This window comes from Pseudomonas sp. IT-93MI4, assembly GCF_949767635.1.
In the GTDB taxonomy this organism is placed as follows: Bacteria; Pseudomonadota; Gammaproteobacteria; order Pseudomonadales; family Pseudomonadaceae; genus Aquipseudomonas; species Aquipseudomonas putida_A.
In genome coordinates, this window is the sequence record NZ_CATKPP010000044.1 from 334701 (window position 1) to 353322 (window position 18622).

Genomic DNA, 18622 nt, shown 5'->3' on the forward strand with positions numbered 1-18622 from the left:
AGGCGCATATCACTGCGGGTTGGCACGAGTGCTGGAAAGCAACGATTTCAGGTTGGCAGCCTTAGGCTTGACCAGCCAGAAACGACGCAGGTAGTCATCAAGGTTCTCGGCGAGTTCACGACCCCACTCGCTCTCGGTTTCCTTGACGTACTCGTTCAGCACGTTCTGCAGGTGGCTGCGGTAGGCTTCCATCGCCTCGCCGCTGATCCGCTGGATTTCCACCAGTTCGTGGTTGACCCGGTCAACGAAGGTGTTGTCCTGATCGAGCACGTAGGCGAAACCACCGGTCATGCCAGAGCCGAAGTTGTAACCGGTCTTGCCCAAGACGCAGACGAAACCACCGGTCATGTACTCGCAGCAGTGATCGCCAGTGCCTTCCACAACCGTGTGGGCACCGGAGTTACGCACGGCAAAACGCTCGCCCGCGGTGCCGGCGGCGAACAACTTGCCGCCGGTGGCGCCGTACAGGCAGGTGTTGCCGATGATGGCGCTGTTCTGAGTCTGATAGACGCTGCCCTTCGGCGGCACGATGACCAGTTTGCCGCCGGTCATGCCTTTGCCGACGTAGTCGTTGGCGTCGCCTTCCAGGTACATGTGCAGACCGCCGGCGTTCCACACGCCGAAGCTCTGACCGGCCGTGCCTTTGAAGCGGAAGGTGATCGGCGCGTTGGCCATGCCCTGATTGCCGTGCTTGCGTGCGATTTCGCCGGAGATCCGCGCACCGATCGAACGGTCGCAGTTGCAGATGTCCAGTTCGAACTCGGCGCCGCTGAGGTCGTTGATCGCCGACGTCGCCATGTCGACCATTTTCTCGGCCAGCAGGCCCTGGTCAAACGGCGGGTTGCGCTCAACGCCGCAGAATTGCGGTTTGTCCGCCGGGATGTGATCGCTGCCCAGCAGCGGGGTCAGATCCAGATGGTGTTGCTTGGCGGTCTGGCCTTCGAGGATTTCCAGCAGATCGGTGCGGCCGATCAGCTCTTCGAGGGAGCGCACGCCGAGCTTGGCCAGCCACTCACGGGTTTCTTCGGCGACGTAGGTGAAGAAGTTCACCACCATGTCGACGGTACCGATGTAGTGATCCTTGCGCAGCTTCTCGTTCTGCGTCGCAACGCCGGTGGCGCAGTTGTTCAGGTGGCAGATGCGCAGGTATTTGCAGCCCAAGGCGATCATCGGCGCAGTACCGAAGCCGAAACTTTCAGCGCCGAGGATCGCAGCCTTGATCACGTCGAGGCCGGTTTTCAGGCCGCCGTCGGTCTGCACCCGGACTTTGCCGCGCAGGTCGTTGCCGCGCAGGGTCTGGTGGGTTTCAGCGAGGCCGAGTTCCCACGGAGCGCCCGCGTATTTGATCGAGGTCAGCGGCGAAGCACCGGTGCCACCGTCGTAACCGGAGATGGTGATCAAGTCCGCATAGGCCTTGGCCACACCGGCGGCGATGGTGCCGACGCCCGCTTCCGCCACCAGTTTCACCGAAACCAGTGCCTTCGGGTTGACCTGTTTCAGGTCAAAGATCAATTGCGACAAGTCTTCGATCGAGTAGATGTCGTGGTGCGGCGGTGGCGAAATCAGGGTCACGCCCGGCACTGCGTAACGCAGCTTGGCGATCAGACCGTTGACCTTGCCGCCCGGCAGTTGCCCGCCCTCGCCCGGTTTGGCGCCCTGCGCAACCTTGATCTGCAGCACTTCGGCGTTGACCAGGTATTCCGGGGTGACACCGAAACGGCCGGTCGCGACCTGCTTGATTTTCGAGCTCTTGATGGTGCCGTAGCGCGCCGGGTCTTCGCCGCCTTCGCCGGAGTTGGAACGCGCACCGAGGCGGTTCATGGCTTCGGCCAGGGCTTCGTGCGCTTCCGGCGACAGTGCGCCCAGCGAGATACCGGCGGAGTCGAAGCGCTTGAGCACCGATTCCAGCGGTTCGACTTCGCTGATGTCCAGCGGCTTGTCGAGGGTCTTGACCTTGAACAGGTCGCGAATCATCGACACCGGGCGGTTATCCACCAGCGAGGTGTATTCCTTGAACTTGGCATAGTCGCCCTGCTGCACGGCGGCTTGCAGGGTGTTGACCACGTCCGGGTTGTAAGCGTGATATTCGCCGCCGTGGACGAACTTCAGCAGACCGCCCTGCTGGATCGGCTTGCGCGGACTCCAGGCTTCGGTAGCGAGGGCTTTCTGCTCGGCTTCGATGTCGACGAAACGCGCACCCTTGATGCGGCTCGGCACGCCACGGAAGCTCAGTTCGCAAACTTCTTCGGACAGGCCGATGGCTTCGAACAGTTGCGCACCACGGTACGAGGCGATGGTCGAGATGCCCATCTTCGACAGGATCTTCAGCAGACCTTTGGTGATGCCCTTGCGGTAGTTCTTGAACACCTCGTAGAGGTCGCCCAGCACTTCACCGGTACGGATCAGGTCGCCCAGCACTTCGTAGGCCAGGAACGGATAGACCGCCGAGGCGCCGAAACCGATCAGCACCGCAAAGTGATGTGGATCGCGCGCGGTGGCGGTTTCAACGAGGATGTTGGAATCGCAGCGCAGGCCTTTTTCGGTCAGGCGGTGGTGCACCGCGCCGGTCGCCAGCGAAGCGTGGATCGGCAGTTTGCCCGGCGCGATATGACGGTCGCTCAGAACGATCTGGGTACGCCCGGCACGCACGGCTTCTTCAGCCTGATCGGCAACATTGCGGATCGCCGCTTCGAGGCCGACGCTTTCGTCGTAGTTGAGGTCGATGATCTGCCGCTCGAAACCCGGGCGGTCGAGGTTCATCAGCGAGCGCCACTTGGCCGGCGAGATCACTGGCGAGCTGAGGATCACGCGCGAGGCGTGCTCCGGCGATTCCTGGAAGATGTTGCGCTCGGCCCCGAGGCAGATCTCCAGCGACATCACGATCGCTTCACGCAGCGGGTCGATCGGCGGGTTGGTGACCTGCGCGAACTGCTGGCGGAAATAGTCGTACGGCGTGCGCACGCGCTGCGACAGCACGGCCATCGGCGTGTCGTCGCCCATCGAGCCGACGGCTTCGTAGCCTTGTTCGCCAAGCGGACGCAGTACCTGATCGCGCTCTTCAAACGTGACCTGATACATCTTCATGTATTGCTTGAGCTGATCGACATCGTAGAACGCCGAACCGTGGTCGTTGTCTTCCATGGTCGCCTGGATGCGCAGGGCATTCTTGCGCAACCATTGCTTGTACGGATGACGGGATTTCAGACGGTTGTCGATCGCGTCGGTGTCGAGGATCTGCCCGGTCTCGGTGTCCACGGCGAGGATCTGGCCCGGACCGACACGGCCCTTGGCGATCACGTCTTGCGGCTGGTAGTTCCAGACGCCGATTTCCGACGCAACGGTGATGAAACCGTTGGTGGTGGTAACCCAGCGCGCCGGGCGCAGACCGTTACGATCGAGCAGGCACACCGCGTAACGACCATCGGTCATCACCACGCCGGCCGGGCCGTCCCACGGTTCCATGTGCATCGAGTTGTACTCGTAGAACGCACGCAGATCCGGGTCCATGGTTTCAACGTTCTGCCACGCTGGCGGAATGATCATCCGCACGCCACGGAACAGGTCGATGCCACCGGTGACCATCAGTTCGAGCATGTTGTCCATGCTCGAGGAGTCGGAACCGACACGGTTGACCAGCGGGCCGAGCTCTTCCAGATCCATCAGATCGTTGGTGAACTTGGTCCGACGGGCCTGTGCCCAGTTACGGTTACCAGTGATGGTGTTGATCTCACCGTTGTGGGCGAGGAAGCGGAATGGCTGGGCCAGCGGCCATTTCGGCAAGGTGTTGGTGGAGAAGCGCTGGTGGAACACGCAGATCGCGGTTTGCAGGCGCTGGTCACCCAGGTCCGGATAGAACGCAGCCAGGTCGGCCGGCATCATCAGGCCTTTATAGATGATGGTCTTGTGCGAAAAGCTGCAGATGTAGTGGTCGGTGTCGGCGGCGTTGGCCACCGACGAGCGACGACGGGCGCTGAACAGCTTGACCGCCATGTCCTGATCGCTCAGGCCTTCACCGCCGATGTACACCTGCTCGATCTGCGGCAGGCGCTCGAGGGCCAGTCGGCCGAGGACGCTGGTGTCGATCGGCACTTTGCGCCAGCCGATCAGTTGCAGGCCTTCAGCGAGGATCTCGCGGTTCATGTTCTCGCGAGCGGCTTCGGCCTTGGCCGGATCCTGGTTGAAGAAGACCATGCCCACGGCATATTGCTTGGGCAGCTCGACGCTGAAGTTTTCCTGGGCCATCGCCCGCAGGAACGCGTCAGGCTTTTGAATCAGCAGACCGCAACCGTCACCGGTCTTGCCGTCGGCATTAATCCCACCGCGGTGGGTCATGCAGGTCAGGGCCTCGATGGCCGTTTGCAAAAGGGTATGACTGGGCTCGCCCTGCATATGAGCTATCAGGCCGAAACCGCAGTTATCCTTGAATTCATCTGGTTGGTACAGACCTGCTTTCATAGACACTTTCTCACCAGGCTGCCTCTTTACGAGGCAAATTTCTTTTCAATTCAACCACTTGCTTGCCGCGCCGAACGTACGCCGGCTTTGCGGGGGCAAAAGGGTGGTCATTGTACACAGCGACACAGAGGCTCACAAATTTGACGACGAAATGTCGCAAATTCATGTCGCATTTGTGAAAGGTTTAAAGCGATCTGCTGTGCTAGTCAAAACTTTTTTAATTTTGACTGCAACGACTCAAAGACTACTGTGACGCAGACACCACAAGGCACGCGGTCTGTAGAGACGGCGCGCACTCGTAGAAATTTTGAGGTGCTTGGAGAGGCGGCCTGGGTAAGGCCGCCGAATCTTCAGCGAGTTGTTGCCAGTTCCTGTTGGACGCTGGCGACAGTGCGAGGCCAAGGTTTACCAGCCTGAACCTTCGCTGGCAAGGCCTTGATGGCAGAAACGGCTGCATCACGATTGGCGAAGTTGCCGTAGGTGATCACGTAGAGAGGCTTGCCGTTGAGGACTTTCTTGAAATAACGGTACTCGCCGCCCTGCTCCTTGACGAAGTTCTGCGCGGTCGCTTCGGAGCTGGTGCCGAGGATCTGCAACACGTAATTGCTGGTCGGCTGACCGGCGTACCAGCTGCCACCGGCAGCCTTGGCCACGGTAACCGGCTTCTCGGCCGGTTTGGCAGCCGCAACAGGCTTGGCCGGAGCCGGAGCCGGTTTGGCCGCTGGCGCTGCCGGAGCAGGCTTGGCGGTGGCGACCTGAGTCGGTGCCGGGGTCGGCTTGGCCGCCGGAACAGGTACTGGCGTCGGAGCCGGGCCGGCCGGAACACCTGCCGGTGGTGCGGAAGTCGTGACGGTCGGCGGCGTTGCGCTGGAGCCTTCGACCGGCACGCCGTCGTCACCTTCAGTGATGCCGCCTGCGGCTTCAGCCAACGGGCCGCGCATCACCGGTTGCGAGTTGCCGACCAGCGGCAGCGGCATCGGCTGGGTATTGCCGGCGAACTCGACGTTCGGTGCGCCGCCATTGGCGCCTTGGCCCAATGGCAGTTGTGCCTGTTCGTTGGCAGGTGCGCCGGTGGTTGGCGCCTTGTTGCGACCCGGCATCAGCCAGGCGGCGGCGACCGCGACCACAACGACGGCGGAAATCGCCAATACGTGTTTCTTCGGCATGTTGAACCCCATACTTGGACGCTTGACCGCAGAGCGGCTGGCAATCATGACTTCGATCAGTGCATCGCGAGCGACCTGGTTGATGTTGCCAGGCCAACCCTCGGCGCTTTCGTGAATCTCAGAGATCTGATCCGCGGTGAAAAGTTCGACACCCCGGCCCGCACCTTCGAGCCGTTGGTCGAGATATTCGCGGGTCTCTTCTTCGGTATACGGCTGCAGTTCGATGACGTGGAAGCGCTCTTCCTCGAGGTGCAAGGCCTCCAGTTGCGCGATCAGCGACGACTCACCGAACAGGAACACATGCGGGCGACCTTCCGGTGCACCGGCCCCTAGCGCCATCAGCGCTTCGAGGGCGGATTCGTCGAGCTGCTCGGCGTCATCCACCAGCAGATAGACCTCCTGGCCGGTAAGCGCGAGCTGCACCACCTGATCCAGAATCGCGCCAACTTCGGCCTGAGCCACGTTCAGTGCCTGAGCCACCTGACGCAGCACGCCGGCGGCATCGCCAGCTCCACGGGCCGACACGACAACGCTTTGTACCGATTGCTTGTTGGTGCTGGCCACCAGCGCCTGACGCAGCAAGGTCTTGCCGCTGCCCTGCGGGCCGGTGACCACCAGCAGCAACTGGCTGTAACGCGCCAGGTGGTGCAATTGCCCCAGCACCGGTTTGCGCTGGGCCGGGAAGAATTTGAAGCCCGGCACCCGCGGCGCGAAAGGGTCGTGACTTAACTGGAAATGGCCGAGGAACGCCTCGTCGGCATGCAAACTAGTCATCGGAATCTTATTAACCTTTAAGCTGAGCCAGAGCGCGGTAATCCGCTCCCAGCGTGGCCTGTAGAACCTCTTTCGGATAATCGGCGGTCACCACCGCTTCGCCCATCCGGCGCAGCAGCACCAGGCGCAGACGACCGTCGATCACTTTTTTATCAATTGCCATATGTTCGAGAAAATCGGCTTCGGTCATTTCTTCCGGCGGAATCACCGGCAGACCGGCACGCTGGAACAGACGGATGCCGCGATCACGTTCCTGCTCGCTGATCCAGCCCAGACGCGCGGACATTTCCAGCGCCATCACGGTGCCAGCGGCCACCGCCTCACCATGCAACCAGACACCATAGCCCATGTGGGTCTCGATGGCGTGGCCGAAGGTGTGGCCGAGATTGAGCGTGGCGCGCACGCCGGTTTCCTTCTCATCGGCACCGACCACTGCCGCCTTGGCCGCGCAGGAACGCTCGATGGCGTAGGTCAGGGCCTTCTGGTCCAGCGCGCGCAGAGCGTCGACGTTGTCTTCGAGCCAGGTCAGGAACGGCTCGTCGCAGATCAGACCGTACTTGATGACTTCGGCCAGACCGGCGGACAGTTCACGCTCCGGCAGGGTTTTCAGCGATGCAGTATCGATCAGCACCACGTTCGGCTGATAGAACGCGCCGACCATGTTCTTGCCCAGCGGATGGTTGATACCGGTCTTGCCGCCCACCGACGAATCGACCTGGGACAGCAGCGTGGTAGGAATCTGGATGAAATCGACACCGCGCTGGTAGCAGGCGGCGGCAAAACCGGCCATGTCACCAATGACACCGCCGCCGAGGGCGATGATCGTGGTGCGGCGGTCGTGACGGGCAGTCAGCAGGCCGTCGAAGATCAGTTGCAGGGTTTCCCAGTTCTTGAAGGCTTCGCCGTCCGGCAGCACCACCGAGATCACCGAGAACTGCGCAAGGCTGCGGGTCAGACGTTCGAGATAGAGCGGCGCAACGGTCTCGTTGGAGATGATCGCCACTTGCCGCCCATGGATATGCGGCGCCAGCAACTCGGGCTGATCCAACAAACCTTCGCCAATATGAATCGGGTAGCTGCGCTCGCCTAGATCGACCTTGAGTGTCTGCATGTGTCCCCACAGTGAAGATGGAAGCAGGCGTCCTGCCCTGAATTATTGGTTGTCTGCGGCCTATAGCGAATCTGACGCCGCTCGCACGCCATCCGCCACAACCTCGGCGGCTGTGACAGGACGCCGAGGATAGCGCATTTCCGGCGGCGCTTTAACGGGGTGGCAGCTGTGCCAGACGGTCGAGAATGTCGAGCACCACCATGCGCGGTGGCCGTTCGTCGGTTTCCACCACCAGATCGGCGATCTCCCGATAAAGCGGATCGCGGATCTCGAGCAGGTCTCGCAGGGTTTTCGCCGGATCGGCGGTGCGTAGCAAAGGACGATTGCGATCGCGCGACGTACGCCCGACCTGCTGCTCGACGGAGGCGTGCAGATACACCACCCGTCCGCCCGCGTGCAGGGCCTTGCGGTTGGCATCACGCATCACCGCGCCGCCACCGGTCGCCAGCACCACGCCGTCGAACGCGCACAGCTCGGCGATCATCGCCTGCTCACGGTCACGAAAGCCGGGCTCGCCTTCCTTGTCGAAGATCCACGGGATATTGGCGCCCGTGCGCAGTTCAATTTCCTTGTCGGAATCTTTGAACGGCAGGCGCAGCTCTTTGGCCAGCAACCGGCCGATGGTGCTTTTTCCAGCGCCCATCGGTCCTACAAGAATCAAATTTCGCACAGAATCAACGACTCACAGCAATCGCCTGGTTATTCATGATACGCGGAGTGAGAAATACCAGCAGCTCGGATTTTTTCTCCGAAACCACATCACGCCGGAAAAGGCGGCCAAGATACGGCACATCGCCAAGAAATGGCACCTTATCTACGACCTTGCTTTGAGTATTTGAGAAAACGCCCCCAATCACGATGGTCTCGCCGTCGTTCACCAGCACCTTGGCGTTGACCTCGTTCTTCTTGATCGGCGGTACATCCTGCACTTTGTTCAGGTAGTCCGGTTCGTCCTTGGTGACCTTGACCTCCATGATGATGCGGTTGTCGGGGGTGATCTGCGGCGTCACTTCCAGCGACAGCGAAGCCTCCTTGAACGACACCGACGTCGCACCGCTGGAGCTGGCTTCCTGATACGGAATCTCGGTGCCCTTGAGGATCTTCGCCGTCTCTTTGTCGGAGGTGACCACTTTGGGCTGCGAGACGATCTCACCGTTGCCGGTTTTCTCCATGGCGGTCAGCTCAAGATCGAGCAGCACATTGTCGGTAATGAAGGCGATGCCGATCCCCGAGGTATTACCGACCGTGCCCATGTCGACGAACGGCGAGTTGGTACTGGTGCTGCCCGGTGTGCCAATGGTGGTCGAGGTGCCGTTACTGACCCCCGAGGTGTTCCAGTTGCCCTTGTTCTGGATCGAACCGCCCCAGCGCACGCCCAGACTCTTGTCGTAATCGACGTTGGCCTCGACGATCCGCGCCTCGATCATCACCTGACGCACCGGAATATCCAGTTGCGCCACGATCCGCCGCAGTTCGTCGAGGCGATCCTGGGTCTGGTAGGCAATGATGTTGTTGGTGCGCTCATCGACAGTGATCGAGCCACGCTCGTCGATTTTCGCCTCGGCGCTGGTCACCGACTGGAACAGCTTGGCGATGTCCGCGGCCTTGGCGTAATTCACTTGCAGCAGCTCGCGGCGCAGCGGCGCCAGTTCGGCGATCTGTTTCTGTGACTCCAGTTCCTGGCGTTCGCGGGCGGCGATTTCGTCGGCCGGCGCCACCAGCAACACGTTGCCGATCTTGCGCTTGTCCAGCCCCTTGGTTTTCAGCACCAGGTCCAGCGCCTGATCCCACGGCACGTTTTGCAGACGCAAGGTGATCCCGCCCTGCACGGTATCGCTGGCCACCAGATTGAGGTTGGTAAAGTCGGCGATCAGTTGCAGCACCGAGCGCACGTCGATGTCCTGGAAATTCAGCGAAAGCTTTTCGCCGCTGTAGCTGTTGCGGTCAGCGTTGCGCTTTTGCAGGTCATCGACCGTCATCGGGCGAATACTGACGGTCAGTTTGTTGTCGGTCTGGTAGGTGGAATAGTCGAACGTACCGCTGGGTTCGACGGTGATGACCGCACGATCACCGGTGGCGGCAGCGTTGACGAACTGCACCGGCGTGGCGAAGTCCTTGACGTCGAGGCGCACCCGCAGCCTGTCGGGCAACTGCGTGCGAGCAAAGCTCAGGATGATCTTGCCGTCATGCTCCTGGATGTCTGGGGCGATGGTCGGGTCCGAAAGGTCAATGACCACGTTGCCCTCACCCGCCGTGCCGCGCTGGAAGTCGACGCCACGAATGGTTTTGGCGACGGGCGCATAAACCTTCGCCGCAGCAGCGGCTGGCCTTGGCGCGACAGCGGCCGGACGTGGTGCGGCCGGCTTGGCGCCCTGCCCGACCACCACGAACAGATTGTTGCCCTCGACCCGTGAGGTGTAGGGCGTCAGTTGCGTCAGGTTGATGATCAGGCGCGTACGGTCGTTGGCTTCGACCACTGTAGCGGTTCGCGCATTGCCGCTGCCCAGATCGCGGGTCTTGTTCGTCAGTTGGCTGGCGACACCCGGCAGATCCAGGGCGATTCGCGCCGGCGATTCGGTGGTGTAGCCCTTGGGTTGCGGTGGCGGGCTGTCGAACGACAGCTTCAACTCGATGCGGTCACCCGGCAACGCCGCGACATCCAGCGTCTTGAGGCTGGCCGCCTGAACCATCGGTGAAAGCAGCGCTATCCATAGCGAAAAACCGAGGGTGGAGAAAATCCTGTTCATTGTTCGACTTCCACTATGAGTGCTCTTTCAAAGGAATGGTGCGCGGACGTTCCAGCCAGGCGCCTTCGCCGTCGGGCACGATCTCGACCACATCGACCTGAGTGGCGCTGATGGCGACGATGCGCCCGTCGTTACGCCCCAGGTAGTCGCCGACTTTCAACCGATGCACTGCACCCGCCCCGCGCAGCAAGGCAAAGGAGCCGGTGGCATTGGAGATCGTGCCGACCATTTCAAACTGCTCGATGTTGAAACCTTCGAGGTATTGCTTGACCCGGTTGGGGTCGGGTTTGACGTTGCGCGAGCCACGCTGCTGCCCGGCCAGATCGACGCGCACCTGGCGCGAGAACGGGCTGCGCAGATTGGCCGCGCTGTAGGTAAAGGTGGGATAGGAATGAAAGGTCGGCGTCGGCTCGATCCGGCCGGCCGGGCGCAGACGCACTTCGTTCATGTAGGCGTCGAGATCGCTGAAGTCATCTCCACCAAAGCATCCGCCAAGACCCAGCAACAGCACCGACAGGGCGAAATAACGGATCGGGGTCATTTGTCCAACCCCTTGTCGTTATAGCGGTAGGTCTTGGCGAGGATGCTCATGCGCAGCTTCGTCCCGCCGTCGGGATTGGCCGGTGCCAGTTCGAAATCGTGCAAGGTGACGATCCGTGGCAACCCGGCGACGCCACTGACGAAGGTCGCGAGGTCGTGGTAAGCCCCGGTGACAGTGATCTGGATCGGCAGCTCGATGTAGAACGGCTGGGTCACTTCCGGCAGCAGCTTGATTTCTTCGAATTCGAGACCACTGCCCAGACCGGTGCGGGTGATGTCTTCGAGCAATCCCGGGACTTCGGTGTCGCTGGGCAACTGCCGCAGGAGTACGCCGAAGGAGTTCTCCATCTCCTTCATCTGCTGGGTGTACAGCTCCAGGTTGGCGGCCATGTGCGCCTTGCTGGCGAACTGCTCCTTCAAGGTGTCCTCTTCCTGACGCTTGGCTTCCAGCTGGCTTTCCATGTCGCTGATGAAAAAGTTATAGCCAAGCGCCAACACCAGCACCGCCAGCAATGCTCCCGCGATAGTTTTCACCGCGGCCGGCCAGGAGCCGATGTTGCTGGTATCCAGATCGTTGAAGTCGATGTTGCGCAGACTTTGCAGCCATTCGGACGGCTTCATTTGTCGCCCTCCGTCGCGGCTGGCTGGGACTGACGCACGGTCAGCTGAAAGACGTTGGCCTGATCCACCTGACCGGCAGTCGTCGCTTTCACTTCATTAAGACTCGGCGCATCGAACCAGTCGGAAGCATCCAGATTGCGCATCAGCTCCGAAACGCGGTTGTTCGACTCCGCCGCGCCGCTGATCGACAGCGTCTTGCCGAGCAATTTCACGCTGGTGAAATACACCCCGTCCGGCAGCGTGCGCGCCAGTTGGTCGAAGATCCGCCCGCTGATCTGCCGGTTGCCCTGCAAGTCCTGGATGATGCGCATGCGCTCGACCAGTTGCTGGCGCCGTGCCTTGAGTTCGCTGATCTGCTTGATCCGTTCGTCGACCACGGCGATCTGTTTGCCAATGTAGTCATTGCGTGCTGTCTGCCGCTCGATGGCGGTGCCGACGATCTGATCGGCGATGAACACCGCGCCCACCGAGCCGACGAAGACCCCGATCAGAATCAGCAGAAAGCGTTTGCGCCGCTCTTCGCGGCGCTCTTCACGCCAGGGGAGAAGGTTGATCCGCGCCATCAGTCGAAACTCCTGAGCGCGAGCCCGCAGGCAATCATCAGGGCCGGCGCGTCACTGGCCAGGGCCCCGGCGTTGACCTTGCTGCTCAAGGCCATGTCGGAAAACGGGTTGGCGACCTGGGTCGGGGTGCCCAGACGCTGTTCGATCAGCCGATCCAGCCCCGGCACCGAGGCGGTGCCGCCGGCCAACAGGATGTGATCGACGGCGTTGTACTGCCCGGAGGCAAAGAAGAACTGCAACGAGCGCGAGACCTGCTGCACCAGAGCATCACGGAACGGTTGCAATACCTCGCTGACATAGTCGTCCGGCAGACCGCCCTGCTTTTTCGCCAGCCCGGCCTGCTCGACAGTCAGGCCGTAGCGGCGCTGGATTTCCTCGGTCAGTTGCCGGCCACCGAACAGTTGCTCGCGGGTATAGATGATGCGGCCGTTATGCAGGACGCTGAGGGTAGTCATGGTCGCGCCGATGTCCACCACCGCCACGGTCAGGCGTTCCTGCGAGGCTGCCAGTTGAGTGGCGAGCAGACCGAACGAGCGCTCTAGCGCATAGGCCTCGACATCGACCACGCGCGCGGTCAGCCCGGCCAGCGCCAGCGCCGCTTCGCGGACTTCGACGTTTTCCTTGCGACAGGCGGCCAGCAGCACGCTGACCCGCTCCGGGTTGCGCGGCGACACGCCCTGGACTTCGAAATCGATGGCGACTTCGTCCAGTGGATAGGGAATGTATTGGTCGGCTTCGATCTTCAGCTGGTTTTCCAGCTCGTCATCGGTCAGCCCGGCGTCCATCTCGATGATCTTGGTGATCACCGCAGAACCGGCCACCGCCACCGCCACGCTCTTGAGCCCGGTGCGCGCCTTGACCAGTACCCGGGCCAAGGCATGGCCCACGCCTTCGAGCTCGGCGATGTTCTTTTCGACCACGGCGTTGGGCGGCAGCGGCTCTACCGCGTAGGCCTCGACCCGGTAGCGGTCGCCCTGACGGCTCAACTCCAGCAGCTTCACCGAAGTGGAGCTGATGTCGATCCCCAGTAACGTATTGGTCTTTTTCTTGAAGAGTCCCAGCACTACCAATTCCCTATGACTTTCCGTGAGTTACGGACTCTGTAATACGCATTGCGTTCCTTCACCCCGTCTTGACAGAAGCGCAAATGACGCCCCCAGCAGAAAAGTGCTTATAATGCCCAGCGTTTTTTTCCGCTTTTTACTGCCGGCCCAGGTTGTTCTGTGTGTTACCGGAACCCTGTCGCCCAATTCATTCTTTGCCCTGGATGTTCAAAAGCCTTGATTCGTCTGCTGAAATTTTTCGGTTGGTCCATCGTCGCCGTTTTCTGCGGACTGCTTTTAGGTCTCAGCGGCGCGTTTCTTTACCTTAGTCCGGGTTTGCCGTCTGTGGAGGCGCTGAGAAGCATTCAGTTGCAGATTCCGCTCCGGGTCTACAGCAGCGACAACAAGTTGATCGCAGAATTTGGCGAAATGCGCCGTACTCCGATCCGTTTCGCCGACATTCCACCCAATTTCATTAATGCGTTACTAAGTGCTGAAGACGACAATTTCGCCAACCACTATGGCGTCGATCCGAGCAGCCTGATGCGCGCCGCGACCCAACTGGTCAAAAGCGGGCACATTCAGTCCGGCGGCAGCACCATCACCATGCAAGTGGCGAAGAACTTCTTCCTGACCAGCGAACGCAGCTTCTCGCGCAAAACCACCGAGATTCTTCTGGCCCTGCAGATCGAGCGGCAGCTGACCAAGGACGAGATCCTCGAGCTGTACGTGAACAAGATCTACCTGGGTAACCGCGCCTATGGCATCGAGGCGGCGGCGCAGGTGTATTACGGCAAGTCGATCCGTGATGTCAGCCTGGCGCAGATGGCAATGATCGCCGGCCTGCCGAAAGCCCCGTCGCGCTTCAACCCGCTGGCCAACCCGGCGCGCAGCAAGGAGCGCCGCGACTGGATTCTCGGACGCATGTACAAGCTCGGGAAGATTTCCGAGGCTGACTACACCGCCGCGATCAACGAGCCGCTGAACGCCAGCTATCACGTGCCGACCCCGGAAGTGAACGCACCGTACATCGCCGAAATGGCCCGTGCCGAAATGGTCGGTCGCTATGGCAGCGACGCTTACACCGAAGGTTTCCGCGTCACCACCACGGTGCCGAGCAACCTGCAGGAAATGGCCAACACCGCGCTGCACGAAGGCCTGATGACCTACGACCAGCGCCATGGCTACCGTGGCCCTGAATCGCGTCTGCCGGGCAAGACCCACGAAGCCTGGGCGACCGAGCTGACCAAGCAGCGCACCATCAGCAGCCTGGAGCCGGCCATCGTCACCCAGGTCGACAAGAATGGCTTGCAGGTGCTGACCCGTACCGGCGAAGAACACGTCGCCTGGGACACCATGAAATGGGCGCGGCCGTTCCTCAACACCAACAGCATGGGCGCCGCACCGCGTCAGCCGTCGGATGTGGCGCAGGTCGGCGACCTGATTCGCGTGCAGCGTCAGCCGAACAATTCGCTGAAGTTCAGCCAGATCCCGCAGGCGCAAGGCGCGCTGGTGTCGCTGGATCCGCAGAACGGCGCGATTCGCTCGCTGGTCGGCGGCTTTGCGTTCGAGCAGAGCAACTACAACCGCGCCCTGCAGGCCAAGCGTCAGCCGGGTTCGAGCTTCAAGCCGTTCGTCTACAGTGCTGCACTGGACAGCGGTTATACCGCCGCGACGCTGGTCAACGATGCGCCGATCGTGTTCGTCGACGAGTACCTGGACAAGGTCTGGCGGCCGAAGAACGACACCAACACCTTCCTCGGCCCGATCCGTCTGCGCGAAGCGCTGTACAAGTCGCGTAACCTGGTGTCGATCCGCCTGTTGCAGGCGATGGGTGTGGGCAAGACCATCGACTACATCACCCGTTTCGGCTTCAACAAGCAGGACCTGCCGCCGAACCTGTCGCTGGCGCTGGGCACCGCGACCCTGACCCCGATGGAAATCGCTACCGGCTGGAGTACCTTCGCCAACGGCGGCTACAAGATCACCCCGTACATCATCGACAAGATCGAAAGCCGCAACGGTGACACGCTGTTCGTCGCCAACCCGCCGACCGTGCCACAGGGTGGCTCGGCGACCGATGGCATCGCGGCGCCGACACCTCAGTCGATCACCGTCAACGCCGCACCGGTTACGGGTGAAGCACCGGGCGCTGCCGCCGCGCCACAAGCGCCGGCCGTGGCCGAGCGGATCGTCGATGGACGTACCACGTACATCCTCAACAGCATGCTGCAGGACGTGATCAAGCTCGGCACCGGACGCCGCGCACTGGCCATGGGCCGCAGCGACATCGCCGGCAAGACCGGTACCACCAACGAATCGAAGGATGCGTGGTTCTCCGGTTACAACGCCGATTACGTGACCACCGTGTGGACCGGTTTCGACCAGCCGGAAAGTCTCGGTCGCCGCGAGTTCGGCGGCACCGTGGCGTTGCCGATCTGGATGAACTACATGTCTGCCGCGCTCAAGGACAAGCCGCCGCACGTGCAGCCTGAGCCGGAAGGCATCCTCAGCCTGCGGGTGGATCCGGTCAGCGGTCGTGCGGCAACGCCGAGCACGCCGGGCGCCTACTTCGAGCTGTTCAAGTCCGAAGACACGCCGCCCTCGGTGAATGAGCTGGGCAACGGCGCCGTACCGGGCAGCCCGCTGCCGGCGGATGAGCAGGCGCCGATCGATCTGTTCTGATCAATGCGCCCCAAAAAGCCCCGCCTTCGATTGAAGTGCGGGGCTTTTTTTATGGCTGTGATTTTATGTTGTCTGGGCCGGCCTCTTCGCGAGCAAGCCCGCTCCCACAGTGAGCGAGTTGTAGCCACAAAACCTGTGGGAGCGGGCTTGCTCGCGAAGAGGCACTGAAGAACACCACAAATCACACAGGCACAAAAAAGCCCCGACTCTCACAAGCCGAGGCTTTCGTTGAAGCGCTACAACGGCTTAGCCGTTGAACACGTCATCCACGCTTTTCAGCGGGTAGTTCTTCGGATACGGCAGGGTCGCCACACCGGTCTCGATCGCAGCCTTGGCCACAGCGTCGGAGATCAGGGTGATCAGGCGCTTGTCCATTGGCTTCGGAATGATGTACTCACGACCGAATTCCAGCGGCGCACCACCGTAGGCGTCACACACGTCCTGTGGCACTGGCAGTTTGGCCAGCTCACGCAGGGCGTTGGCCGCAGCCACTTTCATTTCTTCGTTGATGCGCTTGGCGCGAACGTCCAGGGCACCACGGAAGATGAACGGGAAGCCCAGAACGTTGTTCACCTGGTTCGGGTAGTCGGAACGACCGGTGGCCATGATCACGTCGCTGCGGGTGGCGTGCGCCAGCTCCGGGGAGATTTCCGGATCCGGGTTCGAGCAGGCGAAGACGATCGGGTTGGCCGCCATCGACAGCAGACCTTCAGCGCTCAGCAGGTTCGGACCGGACAGGCCGACGAACACGTCAGCGCCTTTCAGAGCATCAGCCAGGCTGCGCTTGTCGGTGGCGTGAGCGAACACGGCTTTGTACTGGTTCAGGTCATCACGGCCGGAGTGGATCACGCCGGTACGGTCAACCATGGAGATGTTTTCGATTTTTGCGCCCATGCTCACCAGCAACTTCATGCAGGAGATGGCCGCAGCGCCGGCGCCGAGGCAGACGATTTTGGCTTCCGGCAGGGTTTTGCCGGCGATTTCCAGGGCGTTGATCATGCCCGCAGCGGTCACGATCGCGGTGCCGTGCTGGTCATCGTGGAATACCGGAATGTCGCACTGCTCGATCAGAGCACGTTCGATCTCAAAGCACTCAGGCGCCTTGATGTCTTCCAGGTTGATGCCACCGAAGGTGATGGAGATGCGTTTTACGGTGTCGATGAAGGCTTGCGGGCTTTCGGAGTCGACTTCGATGTCGAATACGTCGATACCGGCGAAGCGCTTGAACAGTACACCTTTACCTTCCATCACTGGCTTGGAGGCCAGTGGGCCGAGGTTACCCAGGCCCAGAATCGCGGTGCCATCGGAAATGACTGCAACCAGGTTGCCCTTGCCGGTGTATTTGTAGGCCAGTTCAGGATCGCGGGCGATCTCACGCACTGGTTCAGCTACGCCGGGGCTGTAGGCCAGCGACAGGTCGCGGGCGGTAGCAGTGGCCTTGGTGAGCTCGACACTCAGCTTCCCTGGACGAGGATTGGCATGATATTCGAGAGCGGCAGTTTTCAGATCAGACATTTTGGCATTCCGCTTTTTACTGTTGGACAGACTGGTCAGCGAGGATACGCGCCTCGCAAAGTCCCCACAAGACTGAGCGGTCACCCCTGTCAAGCGCCCTGTCCTACGACTTTGGGCCAAGAGCCACGGCGCACAAGGGCTTGACTGTTCACAATCGGTAGAAAAAATGTCTACAATTTTTCTTCAGCGCGCGCTTAGCAGCATCGACGGATCGGTCAACGGCAGCAGCCAACGCGGCTGACCCGGTTTCAACCCGCCACGCCGCGAACGATCGACAACCCACCCGCGAGCCTCGATCTGTCTGCCCTTCAGCGTTTGCAACCGAGCGCTGTCGAATTGTCCGACCAGATTGGGTGCAACGCGCAGTACAACCGAGTCCTGTAACTCGATCCAGATTCCGCCGCGATTGCGCTGAACCTTGCTCACACGCCCACTGACCACGGCGAAACCCGAAGTGCGGATCTGCTCCGCTTTCAGTACAGGCGACTGGCGCCAGAGGCCTCGACCGGCCTGACGGGCGCTGCGTTCGGCCGCCTGCTGACAGGCAACAAGATCGACATTCGGCGCCACCGCCACCTGAAACCCAAGGCCGTCGGCGAGCATTTGCGCTTCAAGATTGGTGCCGTTGGTGCTGTAGACATGCGCGAGGGTGCGACCGAAATGGTCTTTGGCCTGCTTGCCGGGGAGCAGACCGACCCGACCGTGGCTGTCCGCCACCAGTGCTTCAAGACGTTTGCGCGCCGCCACGGCGAAGGGTTCGTCACTGCGGCCCTGCTTGCCCAGCTCCGGCGTGTTGAGACCGATCATCCGCACACTGCGCCCATCGCTCAGGCGTAGCGTGTCGCCATCGACCACGCGCTGGACGCTGACGCTGCTCAGGCCGGCAGGCGTGGGGCAAAATGCCTGGGCAGCGGACAGCCAAATCGCGGACACAAAAAAGGCGCCCACAAGGGACGCCTTTTTCATCAGCCTGGAGAAACCGTCGAAGTTTTCCAGAATGACCAATCTTACTTCTTGGCGCCGAAGGCACCGAAACGGTCGGCGAACTTCTGAACGCGGCCACCGGTGTCCAGAGTCTTCTGCTTACCGGTGTAGAACGGGTGGCACTCGTTGCAAACGTCGATCGCCAGGGCTTTGCCGAAGGTCGAACGGGTTTCGAACTTGTTGCCGCAGCTGCAGGTTACTGCAACTTCTGGGTAATTCGGGTGGATATCAGCTTTCATGATGTCTTCCTCAGCTAGCGTGCCGCCACCCAACACTATTGTTGAATACCGCACGTAATTAGGCCGCGGATTCTACCAGACAATGTCAATCGCGCAAGCTGTCCCTGAGACCGACCGTCTGCTAGGCTCCCGGCCCATTGCGCTGTCCCTGTGGGAGCGAGCCTGCTCGCGAAGACGAT

General features: G+C 61.2%; 13 protein-coding genes. 1 reads left to right on the forward strand and 12 read right to left on the reverse strand.

The genetic code is table 11. From position 1 onward, the window contains the following. Nucleotides 1-9: 9 nt before the first annotated feature. The 9 genes from gltB to ACM6I7_RS18375 all read right to left on the reverse strand — a co-directional run bounded on the left by gltB (nt 10) and on the right by ACM6I7_RS18375 (nt 13041). Nucleotides 10-4455, reverse strand: coding sequence for a glutamate synthase large subunit (gene gltB / locus ACM6I7_RS18335; RefSeq protein WP_139053555.1), 4446 nt, complete (start codon nt 4453-4455; stop codon nt 10-12). 350 nt (nt 4456-4805) lie between these two features. Further along, the gene (locus ACM6I7_RS18340; protein WP_414888994.1) at nt 4806-6395 is read right to left on the reverse strand and encodes an AAA family ATPase; all 1590 of its coding nucleotides are present in this window, start codon (nt 6393-6395) and stop codon (nt 4806-4808) included. Nucleotides 6396-6405: 10 nt separating this feature from the next. Next, nucleotides 6406-7506, reverse strand: coding sequence for a 3-dehydroquinate synthase (gene aroB / locus ACM6I7_RS18345; RefSeq protein WP_027611317.1), 1101 nt, complete (start codon nt 7504-7506; stop codon nt 6406-6408). A gap of 151 nt (nt 7507-7657) precedes the next feature. Then, a complete protein-coding gene (aroK, locus tag ACM6I7_RS18350) occupies nt 7658-8176 on the reverse strand; it encodes a shikimate kinase AroK (RefSeq protein WP_027611316.1) in 519 nt (172 codons plus the stop codon). A 4-nt stretch (nt 8177-8180) separates the two neighbouring features. Next, complete coding sequence (pilQ, locus tag ACM6I7_RS18355; RefSeq protein ID WP_414888995.1) at nt 8181-10253, reverse strand: type IV pilus secretin PilQ; 2073 nt, start codon at nt 10251-10253, stop codon at nt 8181-8183. A 13-nt stretch (nt 10254-10266) separates the two neighbouring features. Continuing rightward, nucleotides 10267-10794, reverse strand: coding sequence for a pilus assembly protein PilP (locus ACM6I7_RS18360; RefSeq protein WP_414888996.1), 528 nt, complete (start codon nt 10792-10794; stop codon nt 10267-10269). Continuing rightward, the gene (gene pilO, locus ACM6I7_RS18365) at nt 10791-11414 is read right to left on the reverse strand and encodes a type 4a pilus biogenesis protein PilO (RefSeq protein WP_414888997.1); all 624 of its coding nucleotides are present in this window, start codon (nt 11412-11414) and stop codon (nt 10791-10793) included. The genes ACM6I7_RS18360 and pilO overlap by 4 nt, the downstream gene beginning before the upstream one ends. Beyond that, nucleotides 11411-11977 carry a PilN domain-containing protein gene (locus ACM6I7_RS18370; protein WP_414888998.1) on the reverse strand — a complete coding sequence of 189 codons (567 nt, stop codon included), beginning with the start codon at nt 11975-11977 and terminating at the stop codon, nt 11411-11413. The genes pilO and ACM6I7_RS18370 overlap by 4 nt, the downstream gene beginning before the upstream one ends. Continuing rightward, nucleotides 11977-13041, reverse strand: a complete 1065-nt coding sequence (locus tag ACM6I7_RS18375; protein ID WP_247840908.1) for a type IV pilus assembly protein PilM — start codon at nt 13039-13041, stop codon at nt 11977-11979. Before ACM6I7_RS18375 ends, ACM6I7_RS18370 begins: the two co-directional genes overlap by 1 nt. A 219-nt stretch (nt 13042-13260) precedes the next feature. Here ACM6I7_RS18375 and ACM6I7_RS18380 point away from each other — a divergent pair, with 219 nt between their 5' ends. Continuing rightward, a complete protein-coding gene (locus tag ACM6I7_RS18380) occupies nt 13261-15705 on the forward strand; it encodes a penicillin-binding protein 1A (protein ID WP_414889040.1) in 2445 nt (814 codons plus the stop codon). Between the two features lie 246 nt (nt 15706-15951). Here ACM6I7_RS18380 and ACM6I7_RS18385 read toward each other — a convergent pair whose 3' ends face one another. From ACM6I7_RS18385 to rpmE, 3 genes are all read right to left on the reverse strand, one after another. After that, nucleotides 15952-17220, reverse strand: a complete 1269-nt coding sequence (locus ACM6I7_RS18385; RefSeq protein WP_414888999.1) for a malic enzyme-like NAD(P)-binding protein — start codon at nt 17218-17220, stop codon at nt 15952-15954. Between the two features lie 183 nt (nt 17221-17403). After that, nucleotides 17404-18186, reverse strand: coding sequence for a thermonuclease family protein (locus ACM6I7_RS18390; RefSeq protein WP_414889041.1), 783 nt, complete (start codon nt 18184-18186; stop codon nt 17404-17406). 41 nt (nt 18187-18227) lie between these two features. Next, on the reverse strand, nt 18228-18443 hold the full coding sequence (rpmE, locus tag ACM6I7_RS18395; protein ID WP_007968345.1) for a 50S ribosomal protein L31: 216 nt from the start codon (nt 18441-18443) through the stop codon (nt 18228-18230). Between the last annotated feature and the right edge of the window lie 179 nt (nt 18444-18622).